This window comes from Pseudomonas sp. PvP100 (assembly GCF_017833055.1).
GTDB lineage: Bacteria > Pseudomonadota > Gammaproteobacteria > Pseudomonadales > Pseudomonadaceae > Aquipseudomonas > Aquipseudomonas syringae.
Genome location: NZ_JAFIBO010000001.1, coordinates 5,056,355 through 5,077,625 on the forward strand (window position 1 = coordinate 5,056,355; position 21,271 = coordinate 5,077,625).

Here is a 21,271-nt window from a genome sequence, read left to right on the forward strand (position 1 = left end):
GAAGCCGGCATTCGGACGTTATTGTTCTGATCTGTGAATCGGATAGTGAATCAATGAGTAAATAATGTGAAGTATTTTTATTTTTCACAAAATTTAACATCGATAGGCTTTTTCCATCGCGCACAAAAAAGCCCCTGTGCGGGGCTTGATTGAAAACCATGATGTTCGGCGTGCTGCGCCGTCTTTGACGAATCAGAATTTCGGCACTGGTGCGCTGGTGGCGTTTCGCAGTGAGCCGCTTTCCTGACGCACGACTTCTTTGGGCTTGTACGCGCAATAACCGGGGCGCGGCCCGACTTTCGGGTGGTTGCGGCAGGTGTCCGGGCGCTTGTCATAGATGGTGCACAGGCGGCTCTTGCGGTCCAGGTACAGGCAGTCGTTGTTGCTCATGCGCTGCAAGGTGAAGATCTCGGACTTCTGGTTGTAGCGCTCGACGATGCCTTCTTTCTGCAGCCGCTTGGCGATGTTCTTCGCCGGGTCGCCGCGTTCGAACTCATCGACGATGCCGATGCGGATCAGGTCCTTGATCTTCACTTCGACCGGCAACGTGCAGCAACTGGACACGCAGCCCCCGCACATGTGGCTGGAGTATTTGGCCCAGGTGTCGATGCGATCGAGTTCTGCGGCGGCGATCAAGGTGGGTTTCATTTCAGGTCAGGCTTCCGGGTGTATCGGGGCGCGCGATCATACCGGTCTGCAGCGATTTGCAGAAATCAAAAATTGCCGAGGCGACTGTCGGTCTGGTGTGGGCAGGCAGTCGGCTGCAGCGTCCGCGCCTGCCGAGCGCAGTCGGTCAGCAGGCGCGGTGTATCAGAAGGCACTCAGGACTTGAGCTTGTCGTCGGCCCTGAACATGCTGCGGATGCCACGAACGGCCTGGCGGATGCGGTCCTGATTCTCGATCAGGGCGAAGCGCACGTGATCGTCGCCGTACTCGCCGAAACCGATGCCCGGCGAGACACACACCTTGGCTTCGGCCAGCAGCTTCTTGGCGAACTCCAGCGAACCCAGGTGCGCATAAGCCTGGGGGATCTTCGCCCAGACGTACATCGAAGCCTTGGGGTTCTCGACCATCCAGCCCAGCTCGTGCAAGCCCTTGACCAGCACGTTGCGGCGCTGGCGATACTGCTCGGCAATGTCGAGCACGCATTGCTGGTCGCCTTCCAGCGCGGCAATCGCCGCCACCTGCAGTGGCGTGAAGGTACCGTAGTCGTGGTAACTCTTGATCCGCGCCAGTGCATTCACCAGCTCGGGGTTGCCGACCATGAAGCCAATCCGCCAGCCTGCCATGTTGTAGCTCTTGGACAGGGTGAAGAACTCGACGGCAATGTCCTTGGCGCCCGGGACCTGCATGATTGACGGGGCTTTCCAGCCATCGTAGACGATGTCGGCGTACGCCAGGTCATGCACCACCAGTACGTCGTACTGTTTGGCCAGGGCCACCACGCGCTCGAAGAAATCCAGCTCCACGCATTGCGCAGTCGGATTGGACGGGAAGCCCAGAATCATCATCTTCGGCTTGGGAATCGAGCCGCGAATGGCTTTTTCCAGTTCGTCGAAGAAGTCCACGCCTGGCACCAGCGGCACCGATCGCACCTGGGCGCCGGCAATCACGGCACCGTAGATGTGGATCGGGTAACTGGGGTTGGGCACCAGCACCGTGTCGCCCTGATCCAGCGTGGCGAGCATCAGGTGGGCCAGGCCTTCCTTGGAACCAATGGTCACGATCGCTTCGCTTTCAGGGTCGATATCGATCTCGTAGCGCTTCTTGTACCAGTTGGAAATCGCCCGGCGCAGGCGTGGAATGCCGCGCGAGGTGGAGTAGCCGTGGGTGTCTTCGCGCTGGGCGACGGTGATCAGTTTTTCGACAATGTGCGGCGGTGTGGCCCCATCGGGGTTGCCCATGCTCAGGTCGATAATGTCCTCACCGCGACGACGAGCAGCCATTTTCAGCTCGGCGGTGATGTTGAACACGTAAGGGGGGAGTCGATCGATGCGCGCAAAGCGGCGCGGCGAACCTTGGTCTGCCATGAGTATCTCGCGTACGTAAGCGCCCGGAACCGTCCGAGCGACGTGGCCACATGAGGCGGCCTGCCGAGGAAGATAGATGGGCTGATAACCTTTTGTCCATCGGGATTTGCAACGCCGTGCCAAGACCGATATTCGGACCCCACCAAACCACCCGGCGGTGTAGAATCGGCGCTATTCATCGCCAGTCATCCCCGGCGGGTTTATGAGCTCAGGCCGAGTACACGGTGATCCCGTGGTGTTCGGTTTCTTCGCTGCCTGCGGTCACTGCCGCTCGTCCGCGACGTCAATAGAAGCTCACTCCCTTCCTGATCAGCCTTATTTTTGCCGGAGTGCTCCAATGCCTGATTACCGCTCGAAAACCTCCACCCACGGCCGCAACATGGCCGGCGCCCGTGCCCTGTGGCGCGCCACGGGCATGAAGGACGAAGATTTCAAGAAACCGATCATCGCCATCGCCAACTCCTTCACCCAGTTCGTGCCAGGCCACGTCCACCTAAAGGACATGGGCCAGCTGGTCGCGCGTGAAGTCGAACGCGCCGGTGGCGTGGCCAAGGAATTCAACACCATTGCGGTCGACGACGGCATCGCCATGGGCCACGACGGCATGCTCTATTCGCTGCCGAGCCGCGAGATCATTGCCGACTCGGTCGAATACATGGTCAACGCGCATTGCGCCGACGCCATCGTGTGCATTTCCAACTGCGACAAGATCACCCCCGGCATGCTGATGGCGTCGCTGCGCCTGAACATTCCGGTGATCTTCGTCTCCGGCGGGCCAATGGAAGCAGGCAAGACCAAGCTGGCCAGCCACGGCCTGGATCTGGTCGATGCGATGGTCATCGCCGCCGATTCGACCGCCAGCGATGAAAAAGTCGCCGAGTACGAGCGCAGCGCCTGTCCGACCTGCGGGTCGTGTTCCGGCATGTTCACCGCCAACTCGATGAACTGCCTGACCGAAGCACTGGGCCTGGCCCTGCCAGGCAACGGTTCCGCACTCGCCACCCACAGCGACCGCGAGCAACTGTTCCTGCAGGCCGGCCGCACCATCGTTGACCTGTGCCGTCAGTACTACAAGGAAAACGATGACTCGGTGTTGCCGCGCAACATCGCCAACTTCAAGGCGTTCGAGAACGCCATGACGCTGGACATCGCCATGGGCGGTTCGACCAACACCATCCTGCATTTGCTGGCGGCGGCTCAGGAAGCCGAGATCGACTTCGACCTGCGCCACATTGATCATCTGTCGCGCAAGGTGCCGCAGCTGTGCAAGGTCGCGCCGAACATCCAGAAGTACCACATGGAAGACGTGCACCGCGCGGGCGGGATCTTCAGCATCCTCGGCGAGCTGGCCCGTGGCGGTCTGCTGCACACCGACCTGCCGACCGTACACAGCAAGACCCTGGCCGAAGGCATCGCCAAATGGGACATCACCCAGACGGACGACGAAGCCGTGCACACCTTCTTCAAGGCAGGCCCGGCGGGCATCCCGACGCAGACCGCGTTCAGCCAGTCGACCCGCTGGGAAAGCCTGGATGACGACCGTGAAAACGGCTGCATCCGCAGTGTCGAGCACGCCTATTCACAAGAAGGTGGCCTGGCCGTGCTGTACGGCAACATCGCACTGGACGGCTGCGTGGTGAAAACCGCTGGTGTCGACGAGTCGATCCACGTCTTCGAAGGCAACGCGAAGATCTTCGAAAGCCAGGACAGCGCGGTGCGCGGGATTCTCGCTGACGAAGTCAAAGCGGGCGACATTGTCATCATCCGCTACGAAGGCCCGAAAGGCGGTCCGGGCATGCAGGAAATGCTCTACCCGACGTCCTACTTGAAGTCCAAGGGGCTGGGCAAGGATTGTGCGCTGCTGACTGACGGCCGCTTCTCGGGCGGTACGTCCGGCCTGTCCATTGGCCACGCCTCACCGGAAGCTGCGGCAGGCGGAGCGATCGGTCTGGTGCGCGACGGTGACAAGGTGCTGATCGACATCCCCAACCGCTCGATCAACCTGCTGATCGACGATGCCGAAATGGCCGAGCGTCGCGCCGAACAGGACAAGAAAGGCTGGAAGCCTGTCGAGTCGCGTCCACGCAAAGTGACCACCGCCCTCAAGGCCTACGCCCTGCTGGCGACCAGCGCCGACAAGGGCGCGGTGCGTGACAAGGCGTTGCTGGACAAGCTGGTGCCTTGATAAGCATCGGCAACACTAAAAAGCCCGGCAGAGATGCCGGGCTTTTTGCTGTGTTTGAAAAGCTGCACTCACTTGCGGTCGGCAATCACCCCGATCAGCACCAGCACCACCAGCAGCACTGGCGCCAGGCTGTAGTTGTTGAACTGGCTGAGGCCGCGTACCACCCACGGCGTGGCGTAGATCAGCGCTGCGCCACTGCCGACTGCGCACAGCAGGGCGATGAGCGGGATGCGCAGGGCGCCGGTAATGCCGCTGATTCGCTGTTCCAGCCAGCCTTTGATGTCCGAGCCGAACAGCACCAGCAGGCAGCCCACCAGCGCGAGCGCGATTTCCGAGAGATTGCTGCGGCTCCAGCGCGAGACGGTGGCGAGCAAATCGAGTACGAAATCCATGCAGGGTCCTTAGATCAGAAAGTATTGCAGCAGGTCGTTGAGGAACAGCTGGCCTTGTGGCGTGGCGATCAGGCGTGTCGGGTCCTGGTGCAGCAACCCCTTTTGTTCAGCCTGTCGACGCGCCTCGGCCAGCGAATCGAGGCTTAGACCGGTTCTTTCGCGAAATAACGCAGCGTCCACACCATTTGTCAGTCGCAGTGCGTTCATCAGGAATTCGAACGGTAATTCATCGAGCGGCAACAGCTTGGAACCGGCCTGAAACGGTTTGTCCGGGTTCAGGTAATCCTTGGGCAGCCGGGTTTTCCAGGTGCGCATGATGCGCCCGTCCGGGTGGCTCAGCTTGCCGTGTGCGCCTGCGCCGATGCCGATGAAATCACCGAACGCCCAATAGTTGAGGTTATGCCGCGCCGGTTTCCCGGGCTGTGCATAAGCTGACACTTCGTATTGCGCGTAGCCATGAGTGGCCAGCAACTGCTGCCCGGTTTCCTGAATGTCCCAGAGAATGTCGTCTTCGGGCAGCACCGGTGGCTGATTCCAGAATACCGTGTTGGGCTCCAGGGTCAGTTGATACCAGGACAGGTGGGTCGGTGCGAGGGCAATGGCCTGGCGCAGATCCGCCAGCGCTTCGTCCTGGGATTGATCCGGCAGGCCGTGCATCAGGTCCAGATTGAAGTTGTCGAAACCGGCCTGGCGCGCCATGTCGGCAGCACGAATCGCTTCGTCGCCGTTGTGAATGCGGCCCAGCGCCTTGAGTTTGGACTCTTCGAAGCTCTGGATGCCGATCGACAGTCGATTGATGCCCAAGCCGCGATAGGCGCTGAACTTGGCCTGTTCGAAGGTGCCGGGGTTGGCTTCCAGGGTGATCTCGATGTCGCTGGCAAAGCGGATGCGCTGTTCGACGCCTTTTAGCAGGCGCCCCAGCGCATCGGCGCTGAACAGGCTTGGCGTACCGCCACCAAAGAAGATCGATTGCAGCTCGCGGCCATAGACGTGCGGCAGGTCAAGGTCAAGGTCGGCGAGCAAGGCGTCGACGTATTCCTGTTCCGGCAGCACCGGGCTGGCGGTGTGCGAGTTGAAGTCGCAGTACGGGCATTTGCGCACGCACCACGGAATATGGATGTACAGCGACAGCGGCGGCAGGTGCGGCAGTGCAGGGCGCGGGCTCTCTGACGAGAAGCCGCTCTCGCCGAGAAACAGCGGCTGCGCAGGCGAATCGTGGGTCATTGCAGACCCAGGCGTTGCCGCAACAGGACCATGGCGCGGGCGCGGTGGCTGAGCTGGTTTTTCTCGGTCGGGCCCAGTTCCGCGCTCGAGCAGTTGCGCTCCGGCACCCAGAACAGCGGGTCATAGCCGAAGCCGTGTTCACCGCTGGCGGCATGCAGAATGCGCCCGTGCCACAGCCCTTCACAGAGGATCGGCAATGGATCGTCGGCGTGGCGTACCAGCGCCAACACGCACACGAACTGCGCACCACGCTGGTCGTCCGGTACGTCTTTGAGCGCCTCCAGCAGCTTGGCGTTGTTGGCGGCATCGCCCTGACCATCGGCGTAACGTGCGGAATAGATACCCGGCGCACCGCCGAGAAAGTCCACTGCCAGCCCCGAGTCGTCGGCCAGCGCAGGCAGGCCGGACAGGCGCGCGGCGTTGCGTGCCTTGAGGATCGCATTCTCGACGAATGACAGGCCGGTTTCTTCCGGCTCCACCAGACTGAACTCGCTGACCGAGCGCAGCGTTACGCTGCCGCCGAGCATGGCCTGGAGTTCCTTGAGTTTGCCGCCATTGTGGCTGGCCAGTACGAGTTGTGTGAGGTTCATGGTTGGCCTGTCGTGGTGCATGAAAACGGTCGGTTAAACGGCAATCTTGTGGTCCGGCAGCCCGGGGCTGGTGACGCGATAGATACCGATCTCGCCGAGCAGATTGGGCCAGAGCTTGCTGGCCCAGCCATGACGGTGCTGCTGATCGACCGCCAGCCTGTCGAGCACCTGCGCATCGCGCTCGCGGCACAGCTCTTCGAAGTCGCCGAAGGTACAGAAGTGAATGTTCGGCGTGTTGTACCAGGTGTACGGCAGGAATTCGGACACTGGCATGCGGCCCTTGCTCGCCAGGTACCAGCGGCAGCGCCAGTGACCGAAATTCGGGAAGGTGATGATGCACTGGCGACCGACGCGCAGCATCTCGTCGAGGATTCGGTCCGGGTAATGCACCGCTTGCAGGGCCTGGGTCATGACCACGACGTCGAAGCTGTTGCTGGCAAAGTTGCCCAGCCCCTTGTCGAGGTCCTGCTCGATGACGTTGATGCCCTTGGCGACGCACTCGGCAATGTTGGCCGCGTCGTTTTCCAGTCCGTAGCCAGTGACCTGCTTGTGGTCACGCAGCCAGGTCAGCAATTCGCCGTCACCGCAGCCCAGGTCGAGCACGCGGCTGCCCGCGGGAATCCATTCCTGAATGATTTCCAGATCGGCTCTCATGGCGTCCTCACAACGAAATTCGGTTCATGTAATTACCGAAAGCCTGCAAGTAGCGCGGAATCGGGATCAGAAAAGCGTCGTGGCCCTGCGGTGCGTCGATTTCCAGGTAGCAGACGTCCTTGCGCGCGGCCATCAGCGCGTCCACCAGTTCCCGCGAGCGGGCCGGCGAGAAGCGCCAGTCGGTGGTGAACGACATCACGCAGAATTTGGCGGTGGCGTTGGCGAAGGTCTTGGCCAGGTCGTCATTGAAGTTCGCCGCAGGGTCGAAGTAATCCAGTGCCTTGGTCATCAACAGGTAGGTATTGGCGTCGAAACGCCCGGAAAACTCTTCACCCTGATAGCGCAGATAGCTTTCGACCTGGAACTCGACACTGTGGAAGTCGTAGTTGAGTTTTTCGCTCTTCAGGCCACGGCCGAATTTCTCGCCCATCGAGTCATCCGACAGGTAGGTGATGTGCCCGACCATCCGCGCCAGCATCAGACCGCGCTTGGGAATCACACCGCGTTCCTGGAACGAACCACCGTGAAATTCCGGGTCGGTGAGAATGGCCTGGCGGGCCACCTCGTTGAACGCGATGTTCTGTGCCGACAGCTTGGGCGCCGAGGCGATTGCCAGGCAGTGGCGCACGCGGTGCGGATAGCTGATGGTCCATTGCAGCGCCTGCATACCGCCCAGGCTGCCGCCAATCACCGCAGCCCAGGTGTCGATACCGAGCAGATCGGCCAGTCGGGCCTGGCTGTTGACCCAGTCTTCGACGGTCACCACCGGGAAGTTGGCGCCGAACGGCTTGCCGGTGTCCGGGTCAATGCTGCTCGGCCCGGTGGAGCCATTGCAACCGCCCAGGTTGTTGAGGCTGACGACGAAGAATTTCTGGGTGTCGATAGGCTTGCCGGGACCGATACAGCTGTCCCACCAACCGGGTTTGCGGTCATCGGCGCTGTGGAAACCTGCGGCATGGTGATGCCCGGACAGCGCATGACAGATCAGCACGGCATTGCTGCGTGCGGCGTTGAGTTGACCGTAGGTTTCGTAAATCAGGTCATAGGCTGGTAACGAACGACCGCAGGCCAGCGCCAGAGGCTCGCTGAAATGCGCCGTTTGCGGTGTGACCAGTCCGACAGAATCGTGGGGGAATACCGTGGGCATCGACCCTGCTCTCGCGTGAATGAGGCGTAAGTCTAAAGACCGCGGGGTGCAGCGGCAATAAGGGATGTTGTGAGGCGTAAATCAACGGCACGATAGTTAAGGCTGTTGTAGGAGCGAACTTGTTCGCGAAGGCGTTGCTTGGGTCGATATATCCTCTTTGGATGTACCTACCCCTTCGCGAACAAGTTCGCTCCTACGGCCTACGGCCAGAATCAAAAGCGGACTTGTGTGTAACGTCGAGCATTGGAACGTGGGAACAAGAGTGCTTACATCAACAGCCGCAGCACATCCGGCATGCCGCTCATGGCGGCGAGGTTGTTGATGACCAGCATGTCCAGCAGCTTGAGCACCAGGAATGCGAGGATCGGCGAGATATCCAGACCGCCAAGGTTCGGGACGATCTTGCGGAACGGTGCCAGTGCCGGTTCGCAGATCTGGTTGACCAGTTCCGCGCCAGGGTTATGGCTGCCCGGTGCGACCCACGACAGAATCACGCTGATGATCAGGGCAAAGAAGAAGATCTTCAGGAACAGCGCGGTGACGCTGATGATCGACCACAGCAGCAGGTGCAGCGGGTCGCCCGTGGTGCCGAACATCAGCAGCAGGGTCAGAGCCATCAGGATCATCTGCACGATGATCGCCAGCACCAGCGACGACATGTCCAGCCCGAACAGGCTGGGGATGATGCGCCGCAGCGGCTTGAGCAGCGGTTGGGTGGCGCGCACGATGAACTGGCACAGCGGGTTGTAGAAGTTGGCCCGTACCAGTTGCAGGACGAAGCGCAACAGCACGATCAGCAGGTAAAGACTGCCAAGCGTCTGCAGGACGTAAATTGCAGCGGTGTTCAATCCGATCATCGATCTGCTCCAGAAAACCCGAAAATTATTTGCCCAGTTGTTCAGCCAGCTCGGCTGCACGATGGTCTGCGGCGGTCAGTGCCGTTTCCACCAGTGCCTCGAAACCGCCCGCCTGGAATGCCTTGATGGCGGCCTCGGTGGTCCCGCCCGGTGAGGCGACACGCCGCCGCAGTTCGCCTGCGTCCACATCACTGCCGGTCGCGATCAAGGCCGAGCCCAGCGCTGTTTGCAGGGTCAGCTTTTTAGCGATGTCCTCCGGCAGCCCTAGTTTCACGCCTGCCGCGGTCATCGCCTCCATCATCAAAAAGAAATACGCCGGACCGCTGCCGGACACTGCCGTAACAGCGTCCATGTGTTTTTCCTGCTCGACCCAGACCGCGACGCCGACCGCGGCCAACAACGTCTCGGCCTGTTCACGCTGCTCGGACGTGACGTTGTCGGTCGCGTACAGCCCGCTGGCACCCTGACGCAGCAGCGAGGGGGTGTTGGGCATGCAACGCACCACCGGCTGCTCGCCCAGCCATTGCGTCATGCTGGCGCAGGTGATGCCGGCCGCGACCGAAACAATCAGTTGGTGAGGTTCGAGACAGGGCTTCAAAGCCTGACAGACGTTTTTCATCATCTGCGGCTTGACCGCCAGCACCACCACGTCGGCGCCTTGGATCGCCTCGGCGTTGTCAGCGAATACCTTGATACCGTGGTCGTTGGCGATGCGCTCGCGGGTTTCGGCACCCGGCGCGCTGGCACTGATCAGTGCCGCCTCCACGCCTTGGGCGCGCAGGCCGCCGATCAGGCTGGCGGCCATGTTTCCGGCACCGACGAAGGCAATACGGGTCTTGCTCATGAAGGGGTCCTTATGAAGAGGTTATGGCTGGCCATAGTCGCGGGCACCAAAAAGAGCGGTGCCGATGCGTACCCAGGTCGCGCCTTGTGCAATGGCGGCTTCCAGGTCGTGGCTCATGCCCATGGAAAGTGTGTCGAGCGGCAGGTTCAACTGCTCCTGCAGCGTGCGCACTGCGGCGAAGGATGCATCCTGCGCCGCAGGATCGTCTGTGGGCTCGGGGATGGCCATCAGGCCGCGCAACCTGAGTCGCGGCAGGGCGATGATGGCAGCGGCCAGTGCAGGCAAGTCCTGAGGCGTGCAGCCCGACTTGCTGGCTTCGCCACTGACGTTCACCTGAATGCAGATGTTCAGCGGTTCAAGCGCTTCAGGGCGTTGCTCGGACAGACGTTGAGCGATTTTCAGGCGGTCCACGGAATGTACCCAGTCGAAGTTCTCGGCGATAGCTCGCGTCTTGTTCGATTGAATGGGGCCAATGAAGTGCCAGCACAAGGGCAGGTCGCTCAGTTCGAGCTGTTTGCCCAGGGCTTCCTGTAAATAATTTTCGCCAAAATCGCGCAAACCTGCGGTGTAAGCTTCACGCAGGTCACTGGCGGGCTTGGTTTTACTCACCGCCAGCAGGCCGACGGACGCCGGATCGCGCTCAGCGGCAAGCGCTGCGTCGCGAATTCGCTGTTCGAGCGTTGAAATGTTCGCTGCTATCGTGGACATTGATTTGCGCCAGCAGGGCTAAAGTCTGCGGCATTCTATGTGATTGAGGAGCTGTATGGATATTACCGAGCTGCTGGCCTTCAGTGCCAAACAGGGCGCGTCGGACTTGCACCTCTCTGCAGGTCTGCCGCCGATGATCCGCGTCGACGGCGATGTACGGCGTATCAACCTGCCCCCGCTGGACGCGAAGGAGGTCAAGGCGCTGATCTACGACATCATGAACGACAAGCAACGGCAGGATTTCGAAGAGCGGCTGGAAACCGACTTTTCCTTCGAAGTGCCGGGCGTGGCGCGGTTTCGGGTCAACGCCTTCAACCAGAATCGCGGTGCCGGCGCGGTATTCCGGACCATTCCCTCGAAAATCCTGAGCATGGAAGACTTGGGCATGGGCAATGTGTTTCGCAAGATTACCGACGTGGCGCGAGGCCTGATCCTGGTCACCGGTCCGACCGGCTCAGGCAAGTCGACCACCCTGGCGGCGATGATCGACTACCTCAATTGCAACAAGCATCACCATATCCTGACAATCGAGGACCCGATCGAATTCGTCCACGAGTCGAAGAAGTGCCTGGTCAACCAGCGCGAGGTGCACCGCGACACGCTGGGCTTCTCGGAGGCGCTGCGCTCGGCGTTGCGTGAAGACCCGGACGTGATTCTGGTCGGTGAAATGCGTGACCTGGAGACCATCCGCCTGGCGCTGACCGCTGCTGAGACCGGCCATCTGGTATTCGGCACGCTGCACACCACGTCAGCGGCCAAGACCATCGACCGGATCGTCGACGTGTTTCCGGCTCAGGAAAAATCGATGATTCGCTCGATGCTCTCCGAATCGCTGCACGCCGTGGTCTCGCAGGCGTTGCTCAAGAAGGTCGGCGGCGGACGCGTGGCGGCGCACGAAATCATGATGGGCACCCCGGCGATCCGTAACCTGATCCGTGAGGACAAGGTGGCGCAGATGTATTCGTCGATCCAGACGGGCGGCTCGATGGGCATGCAGACGCTGGACATGTGCCTGGCCGATCTGGTGAAGAAGGGGCTGATCACCCGCGAAAGCGCACGCGAACGCGCCAAGGTGCCGGATAACTTCTGATCACAGGGATGCTGCAGGAACGAAAAAGGGGTCTTGAACGCGTTCAAGACCCCTTTTTCAGATGCAGCGTGCAGAATGTAGATTCAGACCAGGATCAGCGCTGAACCACACGCATCTGCCCTGGTTGCTTGGGCAACACACGCTTGGCAATCTTGTAGTGGCTGTTCCAATACGGTTTGTTCAGCGTATCGACAGTTACGGCCTTGCCACGGCGCGGCGCATGAACGAACTTGTTGTCGCCCAGGTAAATGGCGACGTGGTTGATGTTGCGGCTCTTGATGTTGAAGAACAGCAGATCACCGGGTTTCAGATCCTTGCGATCCACCGTTTGACCATGACCCTGGGCCATGGCATTGGAGGTGCGTGGCAGGTCGACCTCACGGACATCCGTGTAGGCGTATTTGACCAGTCCGCTGCAATCCAGGCCTTTACCGGGCGTGTTGCCGCCCCAGCGATACGGCGTGCCCACAGCCTGCAAGGCGCGCTTTACAACGGCGTTGCCTTGCTTGGCAGGGGCAGAAGCCTGCAAGGCCGCGACTTTCTTGGCGTTCTTGCGTGAAAGCGGCTTCTGGACGGCGTGGGTACCAGTGCCGTACTGAGTTCGGGTGGTGGTGGCTTCCTGGGGGGCATTGCGAGTCGCGAGTGCCGATGAAGAGTGGCTTTTGGCTGTGTAGCCCGAGAAGCTCGCAGGAAGTTGTTGCTCACGATTGGTGGCGTGGGCGGCCAGAGGCATAAATAGGCAAATGGTTAGCCATGTCTTGAAAAAAGGACGCATTCGGCAGGGCTCATGGTGGTCAGCGCGCAACTTTATAACAGCTTTTTGAAAAAAACTGACCCCATTTGTCGAGCGCATCACAGTGGCATCATTGCGTTTTATGCGACAGACTCTTTCTTTTTTTGGCCCAATCCCTTTAGCGACAAGGGCTTGGCGGCATTAAACCGCCTCATGTGCCATACGTCGGAATAGGGAAACCAAGTCACAATTTTGTTATGTATTTTTTTCTATCAGCACAAAGAGGGCAAAAATGAACGCCTATCGTTCAGACACACACAGCAAGGTCATGGGCTACCTGATGTGGATTTTCGGGTTCCTAGGAGCGCATCGCTTCTACTACGGCAAACCGGTTACCGGGACCATCTGGTTCTTCACGTTCGGTCTGTTTGGCATCGGCTGGCTGATCGACCTGTTCCTGATCCCGTCGATGGACCGTGACGCCGACCTGCGCTTTACACCTGGCTCCACCGACTACAGCGTGGCGTGGGTGCTGTTGACCTTCCTCGGTCTCTTCGGTGTGCACCGCATGTATCAGGGCAAGTGGATCACCGGGATCATCTACCTGTTTACCGGCGGGTTGTTTCTGGTCGGTATCCTCTATGACTTCTGGACATTGAATGACCAGATCTCGATGAAGAACGCCCGACGCGGGTAAGGCTGGGACGAAGGGCTGACGCAGAGCGCGGCCCGAACACCTATCGTTCCTCACGCTCTGCTTAGGAATGCCTGTCGTGACGCTCCGCGTCACAACTCTGCGCCGCGTCGCATGCTCAAGACCGGACGCAGAGCGTCCAGAACGGCATGCCGACGCGGAGCGTCGCACGATAGTCGAAACCCTTCGCGAACAAGTTCGCTCCTACGGCCTTCGGCCAGAATCAAAAGCGGACTTGTGCATAACGATGAGCACTCTGTGCGGGAGCGAGAGCCCGGAGCGGGCTCAACGGCTGTAGCTGATCCGTCCATCCACCAGTGTGTAGCGTACCGAGCCGGGCAGGCAGTGGCCGATGAAGGGGCAGTTTTCGCCTTTTGACAGCCAGGTCTCGCCGGCAACCGTCGAGGCGGCAGGGTCGAACAGGACGATGTCGGCAGGCGCTCCTGCGCTCAGCTTGCCGGCTGGCAGGCGCAGCGCGGCGGCAGGGCCGCTGCTCAGGCGGGCGATCAGGGTCGGCAGGTCCAGCAGGCCGTCATCCACCAGCGTCATGGCCAGCGGCAGCAGCAGTTCGACGCTGCTGATGCCTGGTTCCGTAGCGCCAAACGGTGCCAGCTTGGCATCGCGTTCGTGCGGCTGGTGATGGCTGGAAATCGCCTGAATGACACCACTCTTCACCGCTTCACGCAGGCCATCGCGATCAGCGCGGGTGCGCAGTGGCGGCTGCACGTGATAGAGGCTGGAGAAGTCGATCAGCGCCTCGTCAGTCAGAATCAACTGATACAGCGCGACGTCCGCCGTCACCGGCAGACCGCGCGCCTGCGCCTGGGCAATCAGCGCCGCGCCACGTGCACTGGTCAGCTGGCTGAAGTGCGCGCGTACACCGCTCTGTTCGACCAGCAACAGGTCGCGAGCCAGCGCCACGGTCTCGGCCGTCTCGGGAATGCCCGCCAGGCCCAGGAAGCTGGCCGTCGGACCGTCGTGCGCCAGACCGCCTTCGGCCAGATCACGATCCTGCGAGTTGAAAATCACCGTCAGGTCAAAGGTCGCCGCATATTCCAGCGCCCGGCACAGCGTACGGGTGTTGCTGAAGCTGCTCAGGCCGTTGCCGAAGGCCACGCAGCCTGCGTCGCGCAGGGCGATCAGTTCTGCCAGCTGTTCGCCTTCCAGACCCTTGCTCAGCGCCCCGATGGGGAACACCTTGCTGAACCCGGCCTCACGGGCGCGATCCAGAATCAGCTCGGCCACCGCCGAGGTGTCGAGCACCGGTTTGGTACGTGGCGGGCAGCACAGGCTGGTCACGCCGCCTGCCACCGCCGCGCGGGTTTCGCTGGCAATGCTGCCCTTGCGACTGTAGCCCGGCTCGCGCAGTGATACGTTGAGGTCGACCAGGCCCGGTGCTGCAACCAGCCCGGTAGCGTCGATGGTCTGGGTGGGCTCGAAACCCGCCGGTGCCGAACCGATGGCGCTGAGTTTGCCTGCTTCGAGGTGCAGGTCAGTGATTTGATCCAGCCCGCTGACCGGGTCGATGACGCGAGCGCCGAGGATGCTGAGCTTCACTGGGCGTTCTCCTGTTCGAATTGGCGTTGTGCGTTCTGTCCGCTCATGGCCATGGACAGCACCGCCATGCGGATCGCGATACCGTAAGTCACTTGATTGAGAATCACCGAATGCGCGCCGTCGGCCACTGCCGATTCGATCTCCACGCCGCGGTTGATCGGGCCGGGGTGCATGACTATCGCATCCGGCTTCGCGGCTTCCAGACGCGCAGTGGTCAGGCCGAACAGGCGATAGAACTCGCCTTCGCTGGGCAGCAGGCCACCGGTCATGCGTTCGCGCTGCAGACGCAGCATGATGACCACGTCCACGTCCTTCAAACCTTCGTTGAGGTCGGTGTAGACCTTGACCCCGTATTGTTCGACGCCCACCGGCAGCAGGGTTTTCGGCCCGATCACGCGGATATCCGGGCAGCCCAGCGCCTTGAGCGCGAGCATATTGGAGCGTGCCACCCGTGAATGCAGGATGTCACCGACGATGGCCACCGACAGGTTCTCGAAACCGCCCTTGTGGCGGCGGATGGTCAGCATATCGAGCATGCCCTGGGTCGGGTGAGCATGGCGGCCGTCGCCGCCGTTGATGATCGCGACGTCCGGGCATACGTGCTCGGCAATGAAGTGCGCCGCACCTGAATCCGCGTGGCGCACGACGAACATGTCGGCGGCCATCGCTTCGAGGTTGCGCAGGGTGTCGAACAGCGTTTCACCCTTGCTGGTGGACGAGGTCGAGACGTTCAGCGTGATCACGTCGGCTGACAGGCGCTGGGCCGCCAGCTCAAAAGTGGTCCGGGTGCGCGTGGAGTTCTCGAAGAACACGTTGCACACCGTCTTGCCGCGCAACAACGGGACTTTCTTGACCGCCCGGGCGCCGACTTCGAGGAACGAGTCGGCCGTGTCGAGAATTTCGGTGAGCAGCTCGCGGGGCAAGCCGTCCAGAGACAGGAAATGGCGCAGCTGGCCCAGGTGGTTGAGCTGCAGCGGGCGCTTGGCGTCGAGAGGCGTCATCGCAATGGACTCTTAAAGGGCGGTGGAGAGGTCTTGAAGTTCGAGCGCCAGCGGCTCGGGGCCGGACAGCTTGATGCGTTCATTCGGTGCCAGCGCCAGGGTGGCGCCGACCACGTTCGGACGTACCGGCAGTTCACCGGCGTCCAGGTCCAGCAGGCAGACCAGCGTGACACTGGCCGGGCGGCCGTAATCGAACAGTTCGTTGAGTGCGGCACGGACAGTACGGCCGCTCATCAGCACGTCATCGATCAGCACCAGGTGCTGGCCTTCGATCTCGAACGGCAGTTCAGAAGGGCGCACTTGAGGGTGCAGGCCGTTCTGGCTGAAATCATCGCGATAGAACGAAACGTCCAGGGTGCCCAGCGGAGCGGGGTTGTTCAGTGCCTTGAGCAGCGCCTGGGCAACCCAGACACCGCCGGTGCGGATGCCGATGAAACGAGGGTCGCTGATGCCGCGCTTGCTCAGGTGAGCGTTCAGGTCAGTGGCCATCTGACGAATCAGTTCGGCGGGATCGGGCAGGCTCATATTTGCTCCTTTGAGGCTCGGGCAGCGTCCTTCCCAGACTGTGTAAAAACTACTGCGCTTGGCAATACTGCGTTAAAAACAGGCGAAAAATGCTCATTTAGAACACCTAGACTCCGCTTTTTCGCCTGTTTTTGCCTTGTCTTGCCTTCGCTCGTGACGTTTTTACACAGTCTGGTCCGTGGCGCGATGCTCAAGCGATAACGTGGAATCCGGGTATCTCGAAGCGATAAAGGCAGAAAAAGTCACACATTCAATAGTTCGGGGTGCTCATCCAGCCAGCCTTGCAGCAACAGCGCAGCGGCAATGGCGTCCACCGGATTGTCGCGATAGCTGCCTTTCTGGCCGCCGCGCGCCATGCGCTCGCCCTTGGCTTCGAAGGTGGTCAGGCGTTCATCATGGGTGTAGACCGTTACACCAAAGCGTCCGTTGAGCTTGCGCGAAAACTTTTCCGCGCGCGCGCTCATGTCGCTGGGCGTGCCGTCCATGTTCAACGGCAGGCCCACCACGATCGCATCAGGTTTCCATTCGTTGATCAGCGCCTGGACCTTGTCCCAGTCCGGCACGCCATTCTGCGCCTTGAGCGTACAGAGTTCACGTGCCTGACCGGTAATCGCCTGGCCGACCGCAACGCCGATCTGTTTGGTGCCGTAATCAATGCCCAGCAGCAGCCGTAAGGCGGCCATCAAGCGTGCCCCGCCTGGGTCGAGATCAGGTTGAGGTTGATGCCCAGGCGTCTGGCGGCAGCATCCAGACGCTGCTCGCTGTCGACATCGAACAGGATGGCCGGGTCGAACGAGCAGGTCAGCCAAGCATTGTCGGCCATTTCAGCATCCAGTTGACCGGCATCCCATCCCGCGTAGCCCAGAGTGATCACATTTTGATCAGGCCCGTAGCCATCGGCGATGGAGAACAGCACATCCTGAGAAGTCGACAAGGAAATCCCGCCCGGAAGATTGACCGTCGCCTGAAAGGTCTGGCCGCTGGGATGCAGGACAAAGCCCCGATCGGTCTGCACCGGCCCGCCGGTATGAATGACGATGTCCTGGCAGTGTCTCGGTGCCGGAAGCTCCGGTCGCAGTTGTTCGAGCACATCGGCCAGGGTCAGGCTTTGCGGGCGGTTGATCACCAGCCCCATGGCGCCATTGGCGTTGTGCTCGACAATGTAGGTCAAGGTCTGAGCAAAGTTCTCATCGTGCATATGAGGCATGGCGATGAGGAAATGATGCTTGAGATAACTCGGAGAGACTTTTTTCATGAGCCCTAGTTTGGCGTTGCCTTGCCCGGCTGACAACTGACACGTGTGGGTGTCGGGCGTCAGCTGGCAAAAAGTTCAGTTGCTTGACAGCTTGTCTCCGCGTGCAAATTTCCAGGTGCGAATGATCTCCAGTCGATCAATATCCGCCAGATCGCCGGTGAACGGCGCAAAAGGCGCCGCCAGACGCACGATCCGCTGTGCGGCCTGATCCAGCAAAGGCTGTCCTGAAGATTCGAGCACCAGCACTTCATACAACGAGCCGTCCCGATTGATTGACACAAGAAGTCGCAAATTACCGTAGATCTGCTTGCGTCGTGCTTCCTCAGGATAGTTCAGGTTTCCGACCCGCTCGACCTTCTTGCGCCAGTCATCCTTGTACCAGGCACCTTTGTCGCGCATGGTCGAGGCCGCATTGAGGCGGTGGATCTTCGGGCGCTTGGCGTAAAGCTGCTGTTCGGTCGACAGTTCGGCTTCGAGGCTGGCAATTTCGTTGCTCAGTTCCGAGCTGTCGAAGGTCGGTGCGGCCTTGGTGGTGGGCTCGGGCTTGACCTCATCGCGCTTGGCAACGGTTTTCTGCTGACTGGGCGCGGTGGTCGCGACGGCGGTCTTCGGTGCTTCCTGTTTGACCACCGGCTTGCTGGCCGGGGGCGGCGTGACCTTGTTGACCTTGGTGTCCTGATAGGGCGCCAGCTCAGTGGTCTTGAGCGTTTCGGCCTTGTCCAGAGTGCCGCTGCCCTGCTGATCGTCTTGCGCCAGAAAGTCAGCCTGTTTGGGCTTTTCTTCGCTTTTGAAGCTGGCCAGGGTGATTTCCAGCGTCTGCGAGATCTGCTCCGGCTTTACATAGGTGAAGCCCACGCCAAGGATCACCGCGAGGTGAATCAGCGCCGCGATCATCATGGTAAAACCCAGGCGATCGGCAGGGCGCACACCGGCGTTGGCGAGTTCCAGGGGGAGGTCGTTGTTGGCCATGGATGTCATTGGCGGTTCAGCATCTCGTCAGCCTGCATGTCAAAATCCGTGTCGTGTTACAGGTGGCGCATGATAACGCAATGTGCCGCGCCGCTCTGCTGCGGATCGGACCAAGGGAATCGATCTGACGCCGTGGCGCACGGTGTTGCCCGCGGCCAGCGGCGTCAGCGGCTGATCAGCCCTTGCGCGCTTGCAGCTTCTTCTCGATCGCGTCCATCAGCAGGCCACCAATGTTGGTGCCGAAGGCGTTGTCGATCTCGCGGATGCAGGTCGGGCTGGTGACGTTGATTTCGGTCAGGTGCTCACCAATCACGTCGAGGCCGACGAACAGCAGGCCTTTTTCACGCAGGGTCGGGCCGATCTGTTCGGCGATCCAGCGGTCCTTGTCGCTCAACGGACGGGCCTCGCCACGTCCACCGGCCGCCAGGTTGCCACGCGTCTCGCCGGCTGCCGGGATGCGCGCCAGGCAGTACGGGACCGGTTCGCCATCGACCATCAGAATGCGTTTGTCGCCGTCCTTGATGGCCGGCAGGTAACCCTGCGCCATGATTTGCTGCGTACCGTGGGCGGTCAGGGTTTCGAGGATCACTGACAGGTTCGGATCGCCCGCCCGATGGCGGAAGATCGACGCGCCGCCCATGCCGTCCAGCGGCTTGAGGATCACGTCGCCATGCTGTTCGGCGAATTCACGGATGATGTCCGCGCGGCGGCTGACCAGCGTCGGCGGCGTGCACTGCGGAAACAGTGTGGCGAACAGCTTCTCGTTGCAGTCGCGCAGGCTCTGCGGCTTGTTGACCACCAGTACCCCGGCACGCTCGGCCTGCTCCAGCAGGTAAGTGGCGTAGACGAATTCCATATCGAACGGCGGATCCTTGCGCATCAGGATCACGTCCAGGTCGTCGAGACCTGCGTCGACTTCGGCTTCGAACTCGAACCACTTGGCCGGATCGGCAAACACCTTGAGCGGCTTCATGCGTGCGCGGGCCTGACCAGCGTTCTGATACAGGTCTTTCTGTTCCATATAGAACAGTGACCAGCCGCGTTCCTGGGCGGCAAGCAGCATGGCCAGCGAGCTGTCCTTTTTATAGGAAATGCGCTCAATGGGGTCCATGACAATCCCTAGGCGAACGCTCATGGGCAATATCCTCTGATCGGTAAGGGCCGCAACGGCCGTAAAATTGGCATCAGGGTGGCGCTCCGATTGCTCCCGGTCAAGGGGCAGGCCTGCCGCGATGCGCCAAGGTGCACTTTATGGATTGCGTCTGGAGAGTGTGCTAAAAAGGCTCGGCATCCGGTCTTCGGTCCCAGTCGATCAACGAAGCGATACCGTCAGGCTCCCAGTGCCTCGCAGAATGCGCAAAAATTCGCTGCGGCGATGGAAGAGCAGCTATGGAACAACACGCCTCCGCCCTGAAAGTCATGGTCATCGATGATTCGAAGACCATCCGCCGCACCGCCGAAACACTGCTCAAGAACGCAGGTTGTGAAGTCATCACTGCGATAGACGGTTTCGACGCGCTGGCCAAGATTGCCGATAACCACCCGCGAATCATATTCGTCGATATCATGATGCCGCGTCTGGACGGTTATCAGACCTGCGCGCTGATCAAGAACAACCGGGCATTCAAGTCGACGCCGGTCATCATGCTGTCCTCCAAGGATGGCCTGTTCGACAAGGCCAAGGGGCGGATTGTCGGTTCCGATCAGTTTTTGACCAAGCCTTTCAGCAAGGAAGAACTGCTCAGCGCGATCAAGGCTCATGTGCCGGGCTTCGTTGCAGCAGAACAACACATATCATGACGCCCGCGCCTGATGTAGCGCGCTCGTAATCTGACGGGGAACACCCATGGCTCGAATATTGATCGTCGATGACTCGCCGACTGAAATGTACAAACTCACCGGCATGCTGGAAAAGCACGGTCATGAAGTGCTCAAGGCCGAAAACGGTGCTGATGGCGTGGCCCTGGCCCGTCAGGAAAAGCCCGATGCCGTGCTGATGGACATCGTCATGCCGGGGCTCAACGGCTTTCAGGCCACGCGCCAGCTGACCAAGGATGCCGACACCAGCATGATCCCGGTGATCATGATCACCACCAAGGATCAGGAGACCGACAAGGTCTGGGGCAAACGCCAGGGCGCGCGGGATTACCTGACCAAGCCGGTGGACGAAGAAACCCTGATGAAAACCCTGAATGCGGTGCTGGCCGGCTGATTGCCGGAATCGCCATGGCCGAGCCGCGCACCGCTTTTGAACTGCTTCTGGATATGGATCGACGCTGTCGTTCGCTGGCGGCGGGCCTGCCGCTGCAGGAAGCCCATCAGCAGGACTGGGTCGGCATCGGTTTTCGCATGGGCGAGCAACGCTTTGTCGCGCCGATTGGCGAGATCGCCGAAATCCTCCACGAACCCCATCATGCGGTAATGCCCGGGGTGAAGTTCTGGGTGGCGGGTATCGCCAATCTGCGCGGTCGGTTGTTGCCACTCATGGATCTGTGCGGGTTTTTCGGCCATGAACTGGTGCCGGTGCGCAAACAGCGCCGGGTGCTGGTGGTCGAGCACCATGATGTATTTGCCGGTCTGCTGGTCGACGAAGTGTTCGGCATGCAACGTTTCAGTCAGTTGAGCCTCATACCCCAGACCCCGCAGGACATGGATCAGCGTATGGTGCCGTTCCTGCGCGGGCAATTTATCCGCGAGCAGGCGTGGCAGATATTCAGCCCGTGGGCGCTGGTGCAGTCTGCGGATTTCATGGACCTGGCGTCCTAGCATGTCGGGCCTGGTGTGTTTCACAATTGATCCAGGCGGGGGCCTGATTA

The 21,271-nt window shown here is 60.7% G+C and carries 24 protein-coding genes; 6 read left to right on the top strand and 18 right to left on the bottom strand.

Annotated features, from left to right (window positions below; translation table 11 throughout):
* Positions 1 to 192: 192 nt before the first annotated feature.
* Positions 193 to 648, bottom strand: a complete 456-nt coding sequence (locus JOE39_RS21900) for a YkgJ family cysteine cluster protein (RefSeq protein ID WP_002551717.1) — start codon at positions 646 to 648, stop codon at positions 193 to 195.
* A 173-nt stretch (positions 649 to 821) separates the two neighbouring features.
* Positions 822 to 2,030, bottom strand: a complete 1,209-nt coding sequence (gene alaC, locus JOE39_RS21905; protein ID WP_003392250.1) for an alanine transaminase — start codon at positions 2,028 to 2,030, stop codon at positions 822 to 824.
* 337 nt (positions 2,031 to 2,367) lie between these two features.
* Between alaC and ilvD the strand changes: the two genes are divergently transcribed.
* Positions 2,368 to 4,215: a dihydroxy-acid dehydratase gene (gene ilvD, locus JOE39_RS21910; RefSeq protein ID WP_003316721.1), complete on the top strand. Its 1,848-nt coding sequence runs from the start codon at positions 2,368 to 2,370 to the stop codon at positions 4,213 to 4,215.
* Between the two features lie 68 nt (positions 4,216 to 4,283).
* Here the strand turns inward: ilvD and JOE39_RS21915 are convergent, their stop codons facing one another.
* From JOE39_RS21915 to JOE39_RS21950, 8 genes are all read right to left on the bottom strand, one after another.
* Positions 4,284 to 4,607 (bottom strand): DUF3392 domain-containing protein, encoded by a 324-nt coding sequence (locus JOE39_RS21915; protein ID WP_002551720.1) that lies wholly within the window; start codon positions 4,605 to 4,607, stop codon positions 4,284 to 4,286.
* Between the two features lie 9 nt (positions 4,608 to 4,616).
* Positions 4,617 to 5,831, bottom strand: coding sequence for a radical SAM family heme chaperone HemW (gene hemW / locus JOE39_RS21920; protein ID WP_003316722.1), 1,215 nt, complete (start codon positions 5,829 to 5,831; stop codon positions 4,617 to 4,619).
* Positions 5,828 to 6,421 carry an RdgB/HAM1 family non-canonical purine NTP pyrophosphatase gene (gene rdgB, locus JOE39_RS21925; protein ID WP_003366128.1) on the bottom strand — a complete coding sequence of 198 codons (594 nt, stop codon included), beginning with the start codon at positions 6,419 to 6,421 and terminating at the stop codon, positions 5,828 to 5,830. Before rdgB ends, hemW begins: the two co-directional genes overlap by 4 nt.
* Positions 6,422 to 6,454: 33 nt before the next feature.
* Positions 6,455 to 7,075, bottom strand: coding sequence for a methionine biosynthesis protein MetW (metW, locus tag JOE39_RS21930; RefSeq protein WP_024650313.1), 621 nt, complete (start codon positions 7,073 to 7,075; stop codon positions 6,455 to 6,457).
* Positions 7,076 to 7,082: 7 nt separating this feature from the next.
* On the bottom strand, positions 7,083 to 8,222 hold the full coding sequence (locus JOE39_RS21935; RefSeq protein WP_003316725.1) for a homoserine O-acetyltransferase: 1,140 nt from the start codon (positions 8,220 to 8,222) through the stop codon (positions 7,083 to 7,085).
* A gap of 266 nt (positions 8,223 to 8,488) precedes the next feature.
* Positions 8,489 to 9,079, bottom strand: coding sequence for a YggT family protein (locus JOE39_RS21940; RefSeq protein WP_003345162.1), 591 nt, complete (start codon positions 9,077 to 9,079; stop codon positions 8,489 to 8,491).
* Between the two features lie 25 nt (positions 9,080 to 9,104).
* Positions 9,105 to 9,923: a pyrroline-5-carboxylate reductase gene (proC, locus tag JOE39_RS21945; RefSeq protein ID WP_003422450.1), complete on the bottom strand. Its 819-nt coding sequence runs from the start codon at positions 9,921 to 9,923 to the stop codon at positions 9,105 to 9,107.
* Between the two features lie 21 nt (positions 9,924 to 9,944).
* On the bottom strand, positions 9,945 to 10,631 hold the full coding sequence (locus JOE39_RS21950) for a YggS family pyridoxal phosphate-dependent enzyme (protein WP_003422448.1): 687 nt from the start codon (positions 10,629 to 10,631) through the stop codon (positions 9,945 to 9,947).
* 55 nt (positions 10,632 to 10,686) lie between these two features.
* Here JOE39_RS21950 and JOE39_RS21955 point away from each other — a divergent pair, with 55 nt between their 5' ends.
* Positions 10,687 to 11,721: a type IV pilus twitching motility protein PilT gene (locus tag JOE39_RS21955; RefSeq protein ID WP_003345166.1), complete on the top strand. Its 1,035-nt coding sequence runs from the start codon at positions 10,687 to 10,689 to the stop codon at positions 11,719 to 11,721.
* Between the two features lie 94 nt (positions 11,722 to 11,815).
* Here the strand turns inward: JOE39_RS21955 and JOE39_RS21960 are convergent, their stop codons facing one another.
* The gene (locus tag JOE39_RS21960) at positions 11,816 to 12,496 is read right to left on the bottom strand and encodes a C40 family peptidase (protein ID WP_096124419.1); all 681 of its coding nucleotides are present in this window, start codon (positions 12,494 to 12,496) and stop codon (positions 11,816 to 11,818) included.
* A gap of 250 nt (positions 12,497 to 12,746) precedes the next feature.
* Between JOE39_RS21960 and JOE39_RS21965 the strand changes: the two genes are divergently transcribed.
* A complete protein-coding gene (locus tag JOE39_RS21965) occupies positions 12,747 to 13,151 on the top strand; it encodes a TM2 domain-containing protein (RefSeq protein WP_003345171.1) in 405 nt (134 codons plus the stop codon).
* Positions 13,152 to 13,433: 282 nt separating this feature from the next.
* Here the strand turns inward: JOE39_RS21965 and JOE39_RS21970 are convergent, their stop codons facing one another.
* The 7 genes from JOE39_RS21970 to gshB all read right to left on the bottom strand — a co-directional run bounded on the left by JOE39_RS21970 (position 13,434) and on the right by gshB (position 19,590).
* Entirely contained in the window at positions 13,434 to 14,705 is a 1,272-nt protein-coding gene (locus JOE39_RS21970; RefSeq protein WP_003366140.1) for a dihydroorotase, read from the bottom strand.
* Positions 14,702 to 15,706, bottom strand: a complete 1,005-nt coding sequence (locus tag JOE39_RS21975) for an aspartate carbamoyltransferase catalytic subunit (protein ID WP_003316734.1) — start codon at positions 15,704 to 15,706, stop codon at positions 14,702 to 14,704. Before JOE39_RS21975 ends, JOE39_RS21970 begins: the two co-directional genes overlap by 4 nt.
* 12 nt (positions 15,707 to 15,718) lie before the next feature.
* Positions 15,719 to 16,231 (bottom strand): bifunctional pyr operon transcriptional regulator/uracil phosphoribosyltransferase PyrR, encoded by a 513-nt coding sequence (pyrR, locus tag JOE39_RS21980; RefSeq protein ID WP_003316735.1) that lies wholly within the window; start codon positions 16,229 to 16,231, stop codon positions 15,719 to 15,721.
* A gap of 242 nt (positions 16,232 to 16,473) precedes the next feature.
* Positions 16,474 to 16,914: a Holliday junction resolvase RuvX gene (ruvX, locus tag JOE39_RS21985; protein ID WP_002551734.1), complete on the bottom strand. Its 441-nt coding sequence runs from the start codon at positions 16,912 to 16,914 to the stop codon at positions 16,474 to 16,476.
* Positions 16,914 to 17,486: a YqgE/AlgH family protein gene (locus JOE39_RS21990; protein ID WP_003392236.1), complete on the bottom strand. Its 573-nt coding sequence runs from the start codon at positions 17,484 to 17,486 to the stop codon at positions 16,914 to 16,916. The genes ruvX and JOE39_RS21990 overlap by 1 nt, the downstream gene beginning before the upstream one ends.
* Positions 17,487 to 17,561: 75 nt before the next feature.
* Positions 17,562 to 18,464 (bottom strand): energy transducer TonB, encoded by a 903-nt coding sequence (locus JOE39_RS21995; protein WP_003316738.1) that lies wholly within the window; start codon positions 18,462 to 18,464, stop codon positions 17,562 to 17,564.
* Between the two features lie 166 nt (positions 18,465 to 18,630).
* Positions 18,631 to 19,590 carry a glutathione synthase gene (gshB, locus tag JOE39_RS22000; RefSeq protein WP_003316740.1) on the bottom strand — a complete coding sequence of 320 codons (960 nt, stop codon included), beginning with the start codon at positions 19,588 to 19,590 and terminating at the stop codon, positions 18,631 to 18,633.
* 254 nt (positions 19,591 to 19,844) lie between these two features.
* On the opposite strand from gshB, the gene pilG reads away from it, so the two are divergent.
* The 3 genes from pilG to JOE39_RS22015 are packed head-to-tail and all read left to right on the top strand — an operon-like array spanning position 19,845 to position 21,221.
* Entirely contained in the window at positions 19,845 to 20,255 is a 411-nt protein-coding gene (gene pilG, locus JOE39_RS22005; RefSeq protein WP_002551738.1) for a twitching motility response regulator PilG, read from the top strand.
* 46 nt (positions 20,256 to 20,301) lie between these two features.
* Complete coding sequence (pilH, locus tag JOE39_RS22010; protein ID WP_003316741.1) at positions 20,302 to 20,667, top strand: twitching motility response regulator PilH; 366 nt, start codon at positions 20,302 to 20,304, stop codon at positions 20,665 to 20,667.
* 14 nt (positions 20,668 to 20,681) lie between these two features.
* On the top strand, positions 20,682 to 21,221 hold the full coding sequence (locus tag JOE39_RS22015) for a chemotaxis protein CheW (protein WP_024682800.1): 540 nt from the start codon (positions 20,682 to 20,684) through the stop codon (positions 21,219 to 21,221).
* Positions 21,222 to 21,271 lie beyond the last annotated feature (50 nt).

Coding starts and splice junctions, on each gene's coding strand:
- JOE39_RS22015 (WP_024682800.1), top strand. CDS start 20,682: ATGGCCGAGCCGCGCACCGCTTTTGAACTGCTTCTGGATATGGATCGA.
- JOE39_RS21950 (WP_003422448.1), bottom strand. CDS start 10,631: ATGTCCACGATAGCAGCGAACATTTCAACGCTCGAACAGCGAATTCGC.
- proC (WP_003422450.1), bottom strand. CDS start 9,923: ATGAGCAAGACCCGTATTGCCTTCGTCGGTGCCGGAAACATGGCCGCC.
- JOE39_RS21995 (WP_003316738.1), bottom strand. CDS start 18,464: ATGACATCCATGGCCAACAACGACCTCCCCCTGGAACTCGCCAACGCC.
- JOE39_RS21915 (WP_002551720.1), bottom strand. CDS start 4,607: ATGGATTTCGTACTCGATTTGCTCGCCACCGTCTCGCGCTGGAGCCGC.
- JOE39_RS21975 (WP_003316734.1), bottom strand. CDS start 15,706: ATGACGCCTCTCGACGCCAAGCGCCCGCTGCAGCTCAACCACCTGGGC.
- gshB (WP_003316740.1), bottom strand. CDS start 19,590: ATGAGCGTTCGCCTAGGGATTGTCATGGACCCCATTGAGCGCATTTCC.
- pilG (WP_002551738.1), top strand. CDS start 19,845: ATGGAACAACACGCCTCCGCCCTGAAAGTCATGGTCATCGATGATTCG.
- ilvD (WP_003316721.1), top strand. CDS start 2,368: ATGCCTGATTACCGCTCGAAAACCTCCACCCACGGCCGCAACATGGCC.
- pilH (WP_003316741.1), top strand. CDS start 20,302: ATGGCTCGAATATTGATCGTCGATGACTCGCCGACTGAAATGTACAAA.
- JOE39_RS21990 (WP_003392236.1), bottom strand. CDS start 17,486: ATGAAAAAAGTCTCTCCGAGTTATCTCAAGCATCATTTCCTCATCGCC.
- alaC (WP_003392250.1), bottom strand. CDS start 2,030: ATGGCAGACCAAGGTTCGCCGCGCCGCTTTGCGCGCATCGATCGACTC.
- metW (WP_024650313.1), bottom strand. CDS start 7,075: ATGAGAGCCGATCTGGAAATCATTCAGGAATGGATTCCCGCGGGCAGC.
- JOE39_RS21935 (WP_003316725.1), bottom strand. CDS start 8,222: ATGCCCACGGTATTCCCCCACGATTCTGTCGGACTGGTCACACCGCAA.
- JOE39_RS21900 (WP_002551717.1), bottom strand. CDS start 648: ATGAAACCCACCTTGATCGCCGCCGCAGAACTCGATCGCATCGACACC.
- pyrR (WP_003316735.1), bottom strand. CDS start 16,231: ATGAGCCTGCCCGATCCCGCCGAACTGATTCGTCAGATGGCCACTGAC.
- JOE39_RS21960 (WP_096124419.1), bottom strand. CDS start 12,496: ATGCGTCCTTTTTTCAAGACATGGCTAACCATTTGCCTATTTATGCCT.
- JOE39_RS21955 (WP_003345166.1), top strand. CDS start 10,687: ATGGATATTACCGAGCTGCTGGCCTTCAGTGCCAAACAGGGCGCGTCG.
- ruvX (WP_002551734.1), bottom strand. CDS start 16,914: ATGGCCGCCTTACGGCTGCTGCTGGGCATTGATTACGGCACCAAACAG.
- hemW (WP_003316722.1), bottom strand. CDS start 5,831: ATGACCCACGATTCGCCTGCGCAGCCGCTGTTTCTCGGCGAGAGCGGC.
- JOE39_RS21940 (WP_003345162.1), bottom strand. CDS start 9,079: ATGATCGGATTGAACACCGCTGCAATTTACGTCCTGCAGACGCTTGGC.
- JOE39_RS21965 (WP_003345171.1), top strand. CDS start 12,747: ATGAACGCCTATCGTTCAGACACACACAGCAAGGTCATGGGCTACCTG.
- rdgB (WP_003366128.1), bottom strand. CDS start 6,421: ATGAACCTCACACAACTCGTACTGGCCAGCCACAATGGCGGCAAACTC.